Annotated in this window: 13 protein-coding genes; 10 read left to right on the top strand and 3 right to left on the bottom strand. The window is 72.0% G+C overall.

Annotated elements, in window-relative coordinates; genetic code table 11:
- Positions 1–56: 56 nt before the first annotated feature.
- Positions 57–899 (bottom strand): alpha/beta hydrolase-fold protein, encoded by an 843-nt coding sequence (locus E0504_RS26065; protein ID WP_112107897.1) that lies wholly within the window; start codon positions 897–899, stop codon positions 57–59.
- 152 nt (positions 900–1051) lie between these two features.
- Here E0504_RS26065 and E0504_RS26060 point away from each other — a divergent pair, with 152 nt between their 5' ends.
- The 9 genes from E0504_RS26060 (at position 1052) to E0504_RS26020 (ending at position 11275) form a co-directional block, all read left to right on the top strand.
- On the top strand, positions 1052–2191 hold the full coding sequence (locus tag E0504_RS26060) for a PP2C family protein-serine/threonine phosphatase (RefSeq protein ID WP_112107896.1): 1140 nt from the start codon (positions 1052–1054) through the stop codon (positions 2189–2191).
- A 146-nt stretch (positions 2192–2337) separates the two neighbouring features.
- Positions 2338–2865 carry a SigE family RNA polymerase sigma factor gene (locus E0504_RS26055; protein ID WP_235014364.1) on the top strand — a complete coding sequence of 176 codons (528 nt, stop codon included), beginning with the start codon at positions 2338–2340 and terminating at the stop codon, positions 2863–2865.
- Positions 2862–4070, top strand: coding sequence for a hypothetical protein (locus tag E0504_RS26050; protein ID WP_112107894.1), 1209 nt, complete (start codon positions 2862–2864; stop codon positions 4068–4070). The genes E0504_RS26055 and E0504_RS26050 overlap by 4 nt, the downstream gene beginning before the upstream one ends.
- 283 nt (positions 4071–4353) lie before the next feature.
- Entirely contained in the window at positions 4354–6048 is a 1695-nt protein-coding gene (locus tag E0504_RS26045; protein ID WP_112107893.1) for a TIR domain-containing protein, read from the top strand.
- A gap of 131 nt (positions 6049–6179) precedes the next feature.
- Positions 6180–6386, top strand: a complete 207-nt coding sequence (locus E0504_RS26040; RefSeq protein ID WP_112107892.1) for a hypothetical protein — start codon at positions 6180–6182, stop codon at positions 6384–6386.
- Positions 6383–7507: a CaiB/BaiF CoA-transferase family protein gene (locus E0504_RS26035; RefSeq protein WP_112107891.1), complete on the top strand. Its 1125-nt coding sequence runs from the start codon at positions 6383–6385 to the stop codon at positions 7505–7507. The genes E0504_RS26040 and E0504_RS26035 overlap by 4 nt, the downstream gene beginning before the upstream one ends.
- Positions 7508–7625: 118 nt before the next feature.
- Positions 7626–8753, top strand: coding sequence for an FAD-binding oxidoreductase (locus tag E0504_RS26030; RefSeq protein WP_112107890.1), 1128 nt, complete (start codon positions 7626–7628; stop codon positions 8751–8753).
- A 7-nt stretch (positions 8754–8760) separates the two neighbouring features.
- Positions 8761–10116 carry an amidohydrolase family protein gene (locus E0504_RS26025; protein WP_112107889.1) on the top strand — a complete coding sequence of 452 codons (1356 nt, stop codon included), beginning with the start codon at positions 8761–8763 and terminating at the stop codon, positions 10114–10116.
- Positions 10117–10267: 151 nt separating this feature from the next.
- A complete protein-coding gene (locus E0504_RS26020; protein WP_112107888.1) occupies positions 10268–11275 on the top strand; it encodes a LacI family DNA-binding transcriptional regulator in 1008 nt (335 codons plus the stop codon).
- Positions 11276–11334: 59 nt separating this feature from the next.
- On the opposite strand, the gene E0504_RS26015 is transcribed toward E0504_RS26020, so the two are convergent.
- Positions 11335–11724, bottom strand: coding sequence for a helix-turn-helix domain-containing protein (locus tag E0504_RS26015; protein ID WP_112107909.1), 390 nt, complete (start codon positions 11722–11724; stop codon positions 11335–11337).
- A 102-nt stretch (positions 11725–11826) separates the two neighbouring features.
- Here E0504_RS26015 and E0504_RS26010 point away from each other — a divergent pair, with 102 nt between their 5' ends.
- Complete coding sequence (locus E0504_RS26010) at positions 11827–12450, top strand: NAD(P)-dependent oxidoreductase (protein ID WP_112107887.1); 624 nt, start codon at positions 11827–11829, stop codon at positions 12448–12450.
- A gap of 12 nt (positions 12451–12462) precedes the next feature.
- Here the strand turns inward: E0504_RS26010 and E0504_RS26005 are convergent, their stop codons facing one another.
- On the bottom strand, positions 12463–13104 hold the full coding sequence (locus tag E0504_RS26005; protein WP_112107886.1) for a CatB-related O-acetyltransferase: 642 nt from the start codon (positions 13102–13104) through the stop codon (positions 12463–12465).
- Positions 13105–13205: the final 101 nt, after the last annotated feature.

Here is a 13205-nt window from a genome sequence, read left to right as displayed (position 1 = left end):
CGGCGGCGATCCGTGAACCACCCGCCGCTCCGGCGGACGATCTCTGCTTGCAGCGGTCACAGGTTCGCGCGGAACCACTCGCTGACCACGCGGTCGACGACTTTGGCCAGCGGGATCTGCGGCGCCGGTTCGATGCCGGGCTGTTCGGCGAGTGGGTGGTCCAGGCCGGCGATCGTGCTCAGGCGGACCCGCGCCGGGTCCTGGTACTCGGCCTGGAGCGCGGCCATCAGCTCGCCGGCGTCGGAGCGGCTGATCGGGTAGTCGAGCTCGCCGCTGACCACGAGTACCGCTGGTGCCGGCCGGCGGCCGCTGATCAGCCCGGCATGGGCCACGAAATCCAGATGATCGGCCGCGGCGTGCGCCCGTTCGTCCCATTCGTAGGACGTGCCCGCCGCCGCGGTGAAGATGTCGACCACGGTCCGCGCCCGGATGGCCGGGTTCACCAGCGCCACCGCCGACACCTGGACCGGCACCCGGGCCACCACGTTGAGCGCGACCGTCCCCCCGAGCGACGCGCCGACGATCCCGATCGGCCCGCCGCTGAGGGGGAGCTCGTCCTCCAGCGCGTCGAGCGCCGGCAGGAACTCCTCGGTGGCCTGCCGGACCACCGGATCGACATACCGCAGCACGGGATCGGCCAGCGCGGCCTCGTACGCTCCCTCCACTGGACGTCGGCCGACCAGCGGCATCCCGAGATGCACCCGCCAGGCGGGGACGTCGGCCAGTGGGAGCGCGGCGGCGAACGCGCTGTCCGAACGGGGCGCGTCCATCATGTGCCAGGTCACCACCAGCGGTGCCGGGACGTCGGCGCCGCCGGCTGGCGGCAGTGCCGTGAACGGAACGCCGGCCGCGTATCCAGTGATCGGTCCGCTGTTCCTGCCGGTGGTGGTCTCGGTCATGGTGACGAACCTAGAGCGAGGGGTGAGCCAGGGGGAGGGCGCTCTGCCGGCGGCAGACAGGTCATCGTCACGGTCCGCCGTCGCCGTCCGTCCGGTGGCCGCCCGTTCGGGTCGGGGCACACCCGACGGGTACCACGTTCGACGTGAGTGTCATGCGGGTCCGTTCGCGGGCAGCGATGCTGGTCCCGCTTGTCATCATCGTGGCGGTCTGCGTGGTCGACGCCGTCGGGGGACCCGACTTCGTCATCATCGCGCTCGTGGTCATGGCTCCGCTGTTGGCTGCCAGCACGGTCGGTCCACGACTGACCGGTGTCTACGCACTCGCCGCGCTCGCCGGGGCGGGCGCGGTGGAGATCGCCAACCAGGTCGTGGAACCGGATGCGGGAGGGGGCCAGATCGCGCGGGTGATCCGGCTCGCCGGCATCGCCCTCGGCGGCGGGATAGCCGTGGTCGCGAGCCGGGCCCGCCAGGCTCGGGAGCACCGGCTGACCGCGCTGGTGCGGGTGGCCGAGGTCGCGCAGCGTGCCATTTTGAGCCCGGTCCCGGCGGTCGTCGACGGCCTGCGGTTCACCGCCCTGTACCGGAGCGCGGCCACGGAGGCCAGCGTCGGCGGAGACCTCTACGAGGTGGTGGACACCCGGTGGGGCGTGCGGCTGCTGGTGGGGGACGTCCGGGGCAAGGGGCTGGAGGCGGTTCGGCTCGCCAGCCGTGTCCTGGGCTGCTTCCGGGCGCTGGCGGGGCGGCTCGAGGATCCGGCGGATCTGGTCGCGGCGCTCGACAGCGAGGTCGCCGCCTTCGGGAGTGAGAAGAGCGAGGATTTCGTCACCGCGGTCGTCGCCCAGATCGACCGTGCCGGGCGGATGTCGCTGCTCAACGCCGGCCACCCCGACCCGCTGCGGGTCCGGGGCGGCGTCGTGGAGCCACTCGGTGTCGCCGACCGGCAGCCACCGCTCGGTCTCGGTGCCGCGCCGGCCGTGGCCCACTACCTTTTCGCCCGGTCTGACCGGGTGCTCTTCTACACCGACGGCCTGGCCGAGGCCCGCAACCGCGGTACCCGGGAGTTCTTCCCGCTTCTCCCGGCCGTGTCGGACGCGTTCGCCGCCGCGGAGCTGCCCGAGGCGAACGCGCACCTGGTCAGCGCGCTCGTCTGCTGGACCGGCGGCTCGCTTGGCGACGACGTCGCGCTCGTCGCTGTGGAGCGCCCCGAGCCGGGGGCCGAGCAGGCCCTCCCAGCCGGCGGCGAGTCGGCCGCGGCCACATCGACAGGGCCGGGGGAGTTCAGGGCCGGGTAGTGGACGTGGCCAGGATCGAGCGGACGGACGTCGCCGGGCGCTTGAGCAGGTTCTCAAGCTCTGGTCCGGTGGTGGCGAGCTCTCCTGGAGGTACAGATTCTTCGGCCCGGTGAGCATCGGATCAGCGCCTGGTGCGTCTATGTAGCGTGAAACAGACAACTACGCTGGTGGCGGGTGAGCCTCCCGGGGTCGCCGCCGTCTTCGCGGCGCACGGGGCGGGGCTGTTCCGCCTGGCGGTGCTGCTCGTCGGCGATCGGGCGACCGCCGAGGACATCGTCCAGGACGCCTTCGTCGGCCTGCAGCGACGATGGCCTGACCTGCGCGACCCGGGACGTGCACCCGCCTACGTCCGTACCGCCGTCGTCAACGGTGCAAACTCGGCCCTTCGCCGCCGGGCCCTGACCCGGCGCCTGCACGCGTCGCACCCTCCGCCGATCTGGTCGGCCGAATCGGCCGAGTACGCGGCGATTGTCGGCGAGGATCGCCTTGAGGTGATGCGGGCACTGGCCCGGCTGCCCCCGCGGCGCCGTGCCGTCCTCGTCCTTCGCTATTACCTCGATCTCACGGACGACGAGATTGCCGATGTTCTGGGCATCAGCCCGTCCAGTGTCCGTTCCACCGCGAGCAGGGGCCTGCGGACGCTGAGTCGTGTGTTCGGGCAGGAGGAAGCATGAGCACCACTGAGGATCGGCTCCGCGATGCCCTCGCCGCGACGGCGCTCGCCGCAGGGCCGGTCCCGGAGCTGGCCACGGGCCTGGCCCCCACCACGCACCGCCGCCGACGGCGATACGCCGCCGTCCCTCGCATGGCGTTTCCGGTCGCCGCGGCGACACTCGTGCTGATCATTGTCGGGGTGGTCGTAGTGGTGCTGCGTCATGACGTACGCGATCCGGCGATGCTGGCAGCTCCCCCGTCCAGGCCGCACTTCGTCGTCAGTATCACGGGCGGCGGATCCCTCGAGGTCTTCGAACAGGATTCGCCGACCGGGACACGGCGCCTGAGCGTGCCGAACCCGCCGGGAGTCGTCTTCCACGGTCTCAACCCGACGGAGGACCACCGCGTCTTCTTCATCAGCGGCAGCGACACGCGTGGGGGTGCCGAGGTCGGAAGTATGGAGGGCGTGGTGGCGTATCTGCTCACCATCGATCGCTCCGGGCGGAATGCCGCCCTCACCGAGATCCGGAACCTCGGCGGCGTCGGGGAGGACTTCACCTCGGCGTCTCCGGACGGCACCCGACTGGTCCGCGGGAGGCTTCCCACCGGTCCCGACCTCGACGGTTCGGCGCAGTCCACGCCCTACCGCATCGAGATCGTCACTCCTGGCACCTCGGAGACGAAGACCTTCACACTCGCCCGCAACGGTCCGGGCACCAGCTATTCCTATGGCGGCGCCGGGTCCTTCTTCAGCTGGGACGCCACCGGTCGGTACCTCGCCTTCTTTCTCTCCGGAACACGAGCGGACGACGGCATCCGCATTCTCGACACCGAGGCCGACGGGGGCGATCTGATCGCCAACTCCCGGCTGATTCCTGGAACGGTGCGACTCTCGACTCCGACGGCGCGGACGCAGACCAGCGCGCCGGTGCTGAGCGCCGACGCCAGGCACGTGTACGTCATCGCCTCGGAACAGGCCGCGGACGGGAGCGGGGTGTCCCGGGTGGTGGAACTCGACGCCCGTGACGGCCGGCAGACCCGGGTTCTGCTCGAGCAGCGCAACACCGACCCCGCTCACTCCCTCGGTCAGATGGCGGTCGACCTGGTCGACGGTGATCTGCGCCTGCGTGACAGCCACGACTGGCGCTACAGCATCGACGTCTCGACCGGCGCCGTGGCCAAGCTTCCCCCGTGGCACGGAGAACTGCTGTCCATGGCCTGGTGACGCGACCTTCTTCGTCCGCCGGCGGAGCACGGTGAACTCGGCGTCGGCGTCGGCGTCGGCGGGGGCGGGGGCGGGGACGCGGCGCCGTCCTGTGGTGGTCGGTCTCACCGTCAGCCCGGCCTGGTGTACCTGGTCGATCAGGCAGCCGAGGTCGCCGGTGCCCGGTTGCGGCGCGGTCGCTGCGGGGGGAACGGGTCGAGCCACGAGGTGTCACGGGGAGAAGCCCGGGGCGTGACGGGGTGGCGCCATCAGCGGATCGCCACCTGTGCCAGGGTGTGTGCCCATGGCATCGGGGGACTGCGACAACGGGGGCGCGGTGGCGAATGTCGCCGGGACGGACTTCTTCGTCTCGTACGCCACCGCCGACGAGGCGTGGGCGGAGTGGATCGCCTGGAACCTCGAGGAGGCCGGGTACAGCACCCGCATCCAGGTCTGGGATTTCGCTGTCGGATCTCATTTCGTTCACGAAATGCACCGGGCGGCAGGAGGTGCGGCCAGGACGGTTGCCGTGCTCTCCGCCGAGTATCTAGCCTCGGCCTACGCCGAGGCCGAATGGGCGGCGGCCTGGGCGGGTGACCCGATCGGCATCCATCGCCGGCTGCTTGTTCTCCGGGTCGGCGAGTGCGAACAACCCGGCCTGCTGCGGCAGGTCGTCGGGACGGACCTGTTCGACGTCGACGAGAACACCGCCCGGGACCGCGTGCTGGCGGCGGCCCGCGGACAGCGGCACAAGCCGAAGTCGCCACCGAGCTTCCCCGGTAGGGCCGCCACGGCGACGGCGTCCGCAAAGACGCCCACACCGGCACGGCGGTCGCCTCTGGCGCGGCCGAAGTTTCCCGGCGGCCGGGTACGGCGCGGACCGTGGCCGGTCCCACGGGTGCTGATCGCGCTGGTGCTGCTCGTGGCTCTCACCGGCGGTGGAATTGTGGGCACCGGCGCCCTCAAGAACTGGCTGGGCGGTTCCGGGCCGTCACCGTATGCCGACACCGGCTGTAAGGACGTACAGGTGCTGGGTGGCCTGGCCGGTTCGCCCTACAGCCTGTACGCCCAGACGCTCGCCGACCTCATCAATGATCGCGCACTCAACGGCGGTAACCATTGGTCGGCCACCGCTGATCTGAGCACGTCAGGGACCTCCGCCAGCCTGCGCACCCTCGCCGCGGACCCGAAGTGCACCCTCAGCCTCGCCCAGCTCAACGTCCCGGTGGACGCGGAACGCGGGCTGGGGGATTTCCGTCCGGAGAACGGCGGTCCCATCGCCGGTCTCCGCTACGTCGGGCAGGTCTACTACGACATCGTGCACCTCATCGTGCCGCCCGACTCGCCCATCCGTAGACTCGTCGACCTGTGCGGGAAGCAGGTTCTCGCTGGACGGGACAGCTCGGGCACCAACCAGATCAGCACTGTGCTCATCCGGTACGTGCAGGACACCTGGAACTGCAAGGTGGACAGCAGCCCCGACGAGGGGCTCAAGACGGCGCTGCCACGACTGGATCCATCCTCGACGGCCCCGGTGGACGCCGTCTTCTGGGCAGCTGGTGCCCCGACGAAGCTGATCAGCGACTACCTCGCCAAGGGGCACATGATCAGGCTCGTCCCGCTGAACGACGGTCGCGTCGCCGTCGCCGAGGAATGGTCCACCGTCTACCCGGACGTGAGTCAGCCATTCGTGGCACTGCCGCTCGGCCCGGAATATCCGGGGGTGCACGAGGTCAGCACCTTCGGAACGCCGAACGGCGTGGTCGCGATGAAGTCGACGGACCGGCCGCTCGTCGCCTTCGTCGCGCGGATGCTCCAGGAACGGAGGAAGGACTTCGAGCACGACCTGTGGCCGGCGCACCCGCCGGGTTGGTTTCCCACCCCGTGGTCGTTCGCCGATTCCGGTCTGTGCCAGGCGGTCCCGCTGCACGACGCGGCCTACAAGGCGTACGTCCAGGCCCCGGACGGGCAGGCGCCCTCCGGATGCCGGGTCGGCTGACGGGACATCCGATGGATCGCGGGCGCCTGGCGCCGGATTCACGGCTGCGCTCTCGAGCCCCGGCACGGCGAGCGTCGTATGGATACTCGGGACGATGACCACAGCACCGCTCCAGGCAGTGATCTTCGATCTTGACGGCACCCTGCCGGCACCGACGACGCCTTGACCGGCTCTTCGCCGACTACCTGACCTGTTACGCGTCCACCTGGGCGAGGTTCGGCGACGTCGACGCGGTGCTGGCCGCGGTCGCCCCGGCCGGCCTCGGCCCGCACGACGAGCCAGACCGCATCACATCCCTCGACCAGCTCGCCCGATACCTGCATAGGTTTGGCGGGTGACGTTCCCTCTGCGTGGGGTCCGCGTTCTCGACCTCGCCCGGCACCATCCCGGCGGGTACTGCACCCTGCTGCTGGCCGACCTCGGCGCCGAGGTGGTCAAGGTCGAGGCCCCTGGCGCCGGCGATCCGCTCCGCGGCCCGGCCGGGACGTCGCCCGCCCACATCGGCCTCAACCGGGGCAAGCGCTCCATCACCCTCGACACGCGGCGGCCGGCGGGGCTCGACGTGCTCCGCCGGCTCGTGGCCGGGGCGGACGCCGTCGTCGACAGCTCCCGCCCGGGTGCCCTGGAGGAGGCGGGCTTCGGGTATCCGCAGGCGGCAGCCGTCAACCCACGGCTGGTGTGGGCGGCGCTGTCCGCCTTCGGCGCTGACGGCCCCTACGCCGGACGGGCCGGCCACGAGGTCACCTTTCTCGGTCAGTCCGGCGCGCTGGCCGCGATGGCCGAGCAGCTCCCGTGGATGCCCCAGACGGCGATCGCCGCGCCCATGGCCGGTGCCGTCGCGGCGATGGCCGTGGCCGCCGCGCTCGCCGGCGCTGCCCGAACCGGAACCGGCTGCTTCGTCGACGCCTCGATCACGGATGCCTCGACGTGGCTGTTGTCCGGCATGCCGGCCCAGTTCACCGCCGGTGCGCCCAAGTTGGGATGGGCTGCGGGCCGCCGGCTCTACCGATGCGCCGACGACCGGTGGGTGAGCGTCTCGGCGGCCGAGTCCCGGACCTGGCGTGCGCTCTGCCGGGTCCTCGACGCCGACGATCTGGCGGACCGGCTCACGGCCCCCGTCGAGGAGCAGGCGGCGATGGCCGAGCGCTTCGAGAAAGTCTTCGTCACCCGGCCGGCGGCGCAGTGGATGGAGTCGGACCCCGCCGCGACGATCGGCGCGGTGAACGAGGGCCCGGATCTGCTGACCGATCCGCACGCCTCGGCACGCGGAGCCCTCGTGGACGTCATGGGCACGCTGGTGCCAGCGACGCCGGTCCGGCTCCGGGACGCCGAGGGACGACGGTCGTCGACGCCCACCACCGGACCGCCGGCACTCGGCGCGGACACCGACGAGATCCTCCTCGCCGCCGGCGTCCCCGACGGGGAGCTCGCCCGACTGCGGGCCGACGGCATCATCTGAGCTGGCCCTGTTGGTTGACCGTGCGGGCATTGTGAGTCAGGGTGAAACTAGTTACTGAAACTAGTTTCAAGAGTGCGTGACGCGGCGAGAGCCGACGGCCCGGAGGGAAAGGATCGGCATGGCTGAGAACGTGGTCGTCATCGGTGCCGGTGCCTACGGCGCGGCGGTCGCCGCCTCGCTGGCGCGCCGCGGTGCCCGGGTCGTCATCGTGGAGGCCGGCGCCCCCGCGGGCGGCACCTCCGGTGCGACGTTCGCCTGGATCAACGCCTCCAGCAAGCAGTCACACCCGTACCACGCTTTCGGGGTCGCGGCGATGGACGCCCACCGCAGGCTGGCGGCCGAGACGCCCGCCGGCGACTGGTACCACGAGTCCGGCAACCTGCGGTGGGAGACCGCCGACGACGAGCACGAGGTGCTGCGCCGGAAGGTCGCCACCGTCGTCGCCTACGGGTACGAGGTGCGCTGGCTCAGCCGGGCCGAGGCGCTGAAGCTCGAACCGGACGTGGATCCCGCCGCGCTTCCGGCGGACGAGATCGCCTACTTCCCGCGGGAGGGGTGGGTCGAGCCGGCCCGCCTGGTCGGCCACCTGCTCTCGAGGGCGGTGTCCCGGGGCGCCGAGCTGGTGACCGACGACCCGGTCGTCAGCCTGCGGATCGCCGCTGGACTGGTACGTGCCGTGGGCCTCGCCTCGGGTCGCTCGATCTCCGCGGGCGCGGTCGTGAACTGCGCGGGGCCGCGCGCCGGCGCGATCGCCGGGCTCGCCGGCCTGGATCTGCCGATGCGCAACACCCACGGCGTGCTCGTCCACACCTCCCCGGTCACCGTCTCGGTATCCCGCGTCATCCACGCGCCGGACGTCCACCTGCGGCCGGACGGGGGCGGACGGCTGCTGCTGCACACCCAGGCGATCGACGGCGCGGTGCGTATTTCCGGCAACGGTGAAATGAGCGCGGACGGATCGGCGGTCGAGACGATCCTCGAGGCGAGCCGGGTGCTCTACCCGGGAATCCGGGCGGCGACGGTGGAGAAGGTCCGGATCGGTGAACGGCCCATTCCCGGGGACGGCCTGCCCGTGCTGGGGCGGGCGGCCGAGCTGCCCAACTTCCATTTCGCCGTCTCGCACAGCGGTGTGACCCTGAGCGTGCACGCCGGTGACCTGGTCGCGGCGGAGGTGGCGGGGGAGGACCACGGCGACGAGCTCGCCGCCTTCCGGTTCGAGCGGTTCCACCCGGCGGGGGCCCGGTGAGGGGCGGATGACGCGCACGGTCGTCCTGAACGGAGGTGACCTCGTCGACGGCCGGGGAGGGGAACCGCGGCGCGACGTCGACATCATCGTCGTGGGCGGCACCGTCCGCGAGATCACCCCCACCCGGTCCGCCGAGGCGTACGTCGCCGTTGACGAGATCGTCGACTGCGCCGGAAGGCTGGTGCTTCCGGGCCTCGTCAACAACCACACCCACGGCACCGCGTTCGGGCCGCTGTTCCCCAGCGGGCAGGTGGGCCTGCCGCGCGAGCAGGTGCTGGCCAACCTCGACCGGCACCTGCTGGAGGGGACGACGACGGTGCTCTGCGTGGACGGCTTCGTCACCGCGGCGGATCTCGCCGGCACGGACGAGGCACATCCGGTCAACGTCCGGCTCGCCTCCTGCAACACCCCGGCCTGCCTGGCGGCGGCGACCATCGTGGACGGCGGCGGTCTCACCGAGGCGAACCGGAGGTTCACCGCGCGGCAGGCAGTCGACGCCGGCGCGGTGGCCCTCGGCGAGATCGGGGCCGGGCACACCCTCGGCGGGGGAGGGGCGTGTTACCGGTACATCCCGGTTGAGATCGAGCGGCGCAGCGGCGTGACGATCACGCCGCGGCAGGCCAGCGGGCTGCGGGACGCGGTGCTGGGCCGGCACATCTCGGCGTCCGCGTTCGACCGGGACGGCGTCGATCGGGCGCTCGCGGACGCGGGGCTGGCGGGCCGACTGTCGGCCGAGGAGGCGCGTGAGATCGTCTCGGCCGTCGTGCTGCCGGCCTTCGACGTCGCGCTGCGCGGGCTCACGGAGGCGGCCGACCAGGCCCGTGAGGCAGGCGTCCCGGTGGTGGTGCACAACGCGGCCGCGTCGATGACCCAGGTCGCCGCCATCGCGAGGACCGACGTCCCACTGGTCGCGGGGCACTCGAACCACTCGAGCTTCGGGCTGCGCGAGGCCCTCGACCACGCCGAGCGGCTCAAGGAGCTCGGCGCTGTCGTGGACGTCTCCACCCTCGACACGTTCGGTGCGCGGCGGCTGACGACCGGCCCCGAGCTGCTCTACGCGATGTTCTCCGCGGGGCTGGTCGACACGATCTCGACCGACTACGCGGGCGGCCACCACGACCCGGTCCTGCTCGCGATCGACCGGGCCGTCCGGGCGGGCGTGGTGACCCTGCCGGCCGCGGTCGCGATGGCGACCGCCAACGCCGCGGACGCCATCCCCGGCCTGGCGCCACGCCGTGGCCGTGTCGTCCCCGGGGCGATCGCCGACCTGGTGGTGACCGACCCGGCGGAGCTCCGCGACGTGGGTACTGTCATGGTCGGCGGCAGGTTCGCCGTTCGCGACGGCCGGTGCGTCGCCCGCTGACGGGCCGCCCTCCTGACCGGGCATCCGACGGCCGCCTACCGACTGGACGGCCGCCGGGACGTCAGCCCGCAGGGCACCCGACCGGAGCGTCGGCCGACCAGGCGGCCTGACCGGGCACCGCCGGAACCGTTCGGAGGGACGCGCAGCGACCATGGCGAAGCGAGTCACCATCGGTGACGTCGCCGCGCACGCCGGCGTTTCCACGGCGACGGTCTCCCGCGTGCTCAACGGGGGCGCCGTCACCGAGGCGACCGCGACCCGGGTGCGGGAGGCGGTCACCGCGCTGGAGTACAGCCCCAACGCGCTCACCAGAAGTATCTTCGCCGGTCGCTCCAGCACGATCGGTGTTGTCATCCGTGACCTGAGCAGCCCCTTCTACCTCGACCTGATCCGTGGCATCGACGACGTGGCCGCCGCCAACGACAGCCTCGTCATGCTCGCCAACACGTTCCGCCAGGCCGACCATGAAATCGCGCTCGTCAGGATGATGGACGAGCACCGGGTGCGCGGCCTGATCGTGACCGCCGGCGAGCAGACCGACAGCCGCACCCGCCGCATGGCCGAGACCGGCACGCCGTGCGTGATCGTCGCGCGTACCGTGCGGAACCCTCCGCCCGACCTGCACGCCGTCAGCCTCGACAACGTCGGGGCCGGTCGTCTGATGGCCAGGCATCTGGCCGGGTGCGGGCGGTCGTCCGTCGGGGTCGTCACCTCCGGGAGCCGCCCGTCCCAGCTCGAGCGCACGGCGGGGCTGCGGCAGGCGCTCATCGAGCTCGGACGTCCGCTGCCCGCGGACGCGGTGGCCGTCGCCGAGACGGCGGAAGAGGCCGACCATGCTGTCGGCGCGCTCCTCGCGCGCGCGCATGCTCGCGGAACGCCGTTGGACGCGGTCGCCTGCGCCACGGGCCGCCTGACCGTCGCCGCGTACTCGGCGCTCACGGCTCGCGGCCTCGCCATTCCCGACGACATCGCGTTCGTGACGATGGACGACTTTCCCTGGGCCACCGCACTCGGGATCACCGTGATCACCCAGCCCTCGTACGAGATGGGCCGGCGGGCAGCCGAGCTCGTCGTCGAACGCCCCGGTGAAGCGGTCAGCATCGTCTTCGAGCCGACACTGGTCCCCCGCGGCTCCGCCGGCGAGAGAAACAGTCCGTGACCTGAGCAGCAGCGGTCAGTGTTCCGGGACGCCTCGGTCAGGGCCGCCGGGCGGGCTCGTCACGAGCCGGTGGGGTCCAGGCGGCCCGCGCCGTCGTGCGCCTCCCGGGCTTCGAGCAGCTCGTCCCAGTGCTCCTCCGCCCAGGCGCAGGCGGCGGCCATCGGCTCCAGGATGCTGCGGCCCAGGGGGGTCAGCTCGTACTCCACCCGCGGGCTCGGCCCGGCGTACACGGTGCGCCTGACCAGGCCGTCCCGCTCGAGGGAGCGCAGCGACGCGGTGAGCACCTTGGGAGAGACCCGGCGCAGCGGAACCCGCAGCTCGGAGAAGCGGCGCGGGCCGTGCTCGAGGCACCGGATGACGAGAGCCGCCCACTTGTCGCCGAACCGGATCGGGTTGAGCGAGGACGGGCACAGCTCGTCGAACATGTCGGAGGGCAGTGGTTCCCTCATGGCGGCATGGTAGCCGCTATCCGGGAGGTAACCGCTGTCCCCCATAGCGTCCGGGCACTGGCCGGGCGTGAGGGCTCCGGCTCCGGTGAGAGGCGGTCCCGCATGAACATCGTGATCTTCGGCGCCGGGGGTCGGGCCGGCCGGGAGGCCGTCGCCGAGGCGTGCCGGCGCGGTCACCAGGTCACCGCCGTGGTGCGCGACCCGGCGCGTCACCAGATGCCGTCCGACGTGCGGGTAGTGCGGGGCGACGTCGTCGATGTGGCGAGTGTCGAGGAGGTGGCGGCCGGGCACGACGCCGCCATCAGCGCCGCCGTCGACCTGGCGGTGCCGTCCCACGATTTCTTCACCGCGTCGGCCCGTGCGCTGAGCACCGGGCTGCCGACGGCCGGGGTGCGCCGCCTGGTGATGGTCGGCCTCGCCTCGATCATGGCCGGGGCGTCCGGTGTCCCGTTGATGGACGAGCCCGCCTTCCCGACCGAGTACCGTCCCTTCGCCCTCGGCCATGCGGCGGGTCTCGACGAGCTCCGGGGCCGCGATCTCGACTGGGTGTACGTCGCACCCGCCGGCGACTTCGATCACGACGGCACGCGCACCGGCCGCTACCGCGTCGCCGGGCACGCGGACTGGGCGAGCCGGATCACCTACGCCGACTTCGCGATCGCGCTGCTCGACGAGATCGGGACACCGGGCCACCACCGCGCGGCGCTCATCGTCCGGGAGGCGTGACCCCGCGCCCGGCTACCTGGGGGCCGCGGCCTCGAGGCCGTCGACGCTGCCGGCCATGATGGTGCGGATGTGCCGGGTGATGTGCTCGATCGGCCAGTCCCACCAGGCCAGCGCCAGCAGGCGGGCGACGTCCGCCTCGCTGTGGCGCAGGCGGAGGAGCCGCGCCGGGTCGCCCCCGACCACGCCGTAGTCGGGGACGTCGTCCACGACGACCGAGCCGGACCCGATGATCGCGCCGTGGCCGATGCGGACGCCGGGCATCACCATGGCGCGGTAGCCGAACCAGACGTCGTTGCCGACCACGGTGTCACCGCGGCCGGGCAGGCCGGTGATGAGGTCGAAGTGCTCGGCCCAGGAAGCGCCCATGATCGGGAAGGGGAAGGTCGACGGGCCGTCCATGCGGTGGTTCGCGCCGTTCATGATGAAGCGCACGCCCGCGCCCAGCGCGCAGAACCGGCCGATGACCAGTTTCTCCGGCCCGTAGTGGTACAGCACGTTGCGGGTCTCGAAGGCGGTCGGGTCGTCGGGGTCGTCGTAGTAGGAGAACTCCCCGACCTCGATCAGCGGCGAGGTGCACAGCGGCTTCAGCAGCACCACCCGCGGCTGGCCGGGGACCGGGTGCACCACGGTCGGATCGGCGGGCACGTCCGCCATCACCAACCACCTCCCATCAGCCCAGACCCATCAGGCCCCCCAGAACCCAACCCTGCACCCTTTAACCTATTTTGTCCGATCCCCAGCCTTGATCGTCATGA

It is taken from the genome of Parafrankia sp. BMG5.11 (assembly GCF_004337455.1).
The sequence above is the reverse complement of the archived record's forward strand: the minus strand, read 5'-3'. Positions and strand labels throughout refer to the sequence as shown.

Excerpts from the sequence above, each read along its gene's own strand:
- E0504_RS26065 (WP_112107897.1), bottom strand. The coding sequence starts at position 899 with ATGACCGAGACCACCACCGGCAGGAACAGCGGACCGATCACTGGATAC.
- E0504_RS26060 (WP_112107896.1), top strand. The coding sequence starts at position 1,052 with ATGCGGGTCCGTTCGCGGGCAGCGATGCTGGTCCCGCTTGTCATCATC.
- E0504_RS26050 (WP_112107894.1), top strand. The coding sequence starts at position 2,862 with ATGAGCACCACTGAGGATCGGCTCCGCGATGCCCTCGCCGCGACGGCG.
- E0504_RS26045 (WP_112107893.1), top strand. The coding sequence starts at position 4,354 with ATGGCATCGGGGGACTGCGACAACGGGGGCGCGGTGGCGAATGTCGCC.
- E0504_RS26030 (WP_112107890.1), top strand. The coding sequence starts at position 7,626 with ATGGCTGAGAACGTGGTCGTCATCGGTGCCGGTGCCTACGGCGCGGCG.
- E0504_RS26025 (WP_112107889.1), top strand. The coding sequence starts at position 8,761 with ATGACGCGCACGGTCGTCCTGAACGGAGGTGACCTCGTCGACGGCCGG.
- E0504_RS26020 (WP_112107888.1), top strand. The coding sequence starts at position 10,268 with ATGGCGAAGCGAGTCACCATCGGTGACGTCGCCGCGCACGCCGGCGTT.
- E0504_RS26015 (WP_112107909.1), bottom strand. The coding sequence starts at position 11,724 with ATGAGGGAACCACTGCCCTCCGACATGTTCGACGAGCTGTGCCCGTCC.
- E0504_RS26010 (WP_112107887.1), top strand. The coding sequence starts at position 11,827 with ATGAACATCGTGATCTTCGGCGCCGGGGGTCGGGCCGGCCGGGAGGCC.
- E0504_RS26005 (WP_112107886.1), bottom strand. The coding sequence starts at position 13,104 with ATGGCGGACGTGCCCGCCGATCCGACCGTGGTGCACCCGGTCCCCGGC.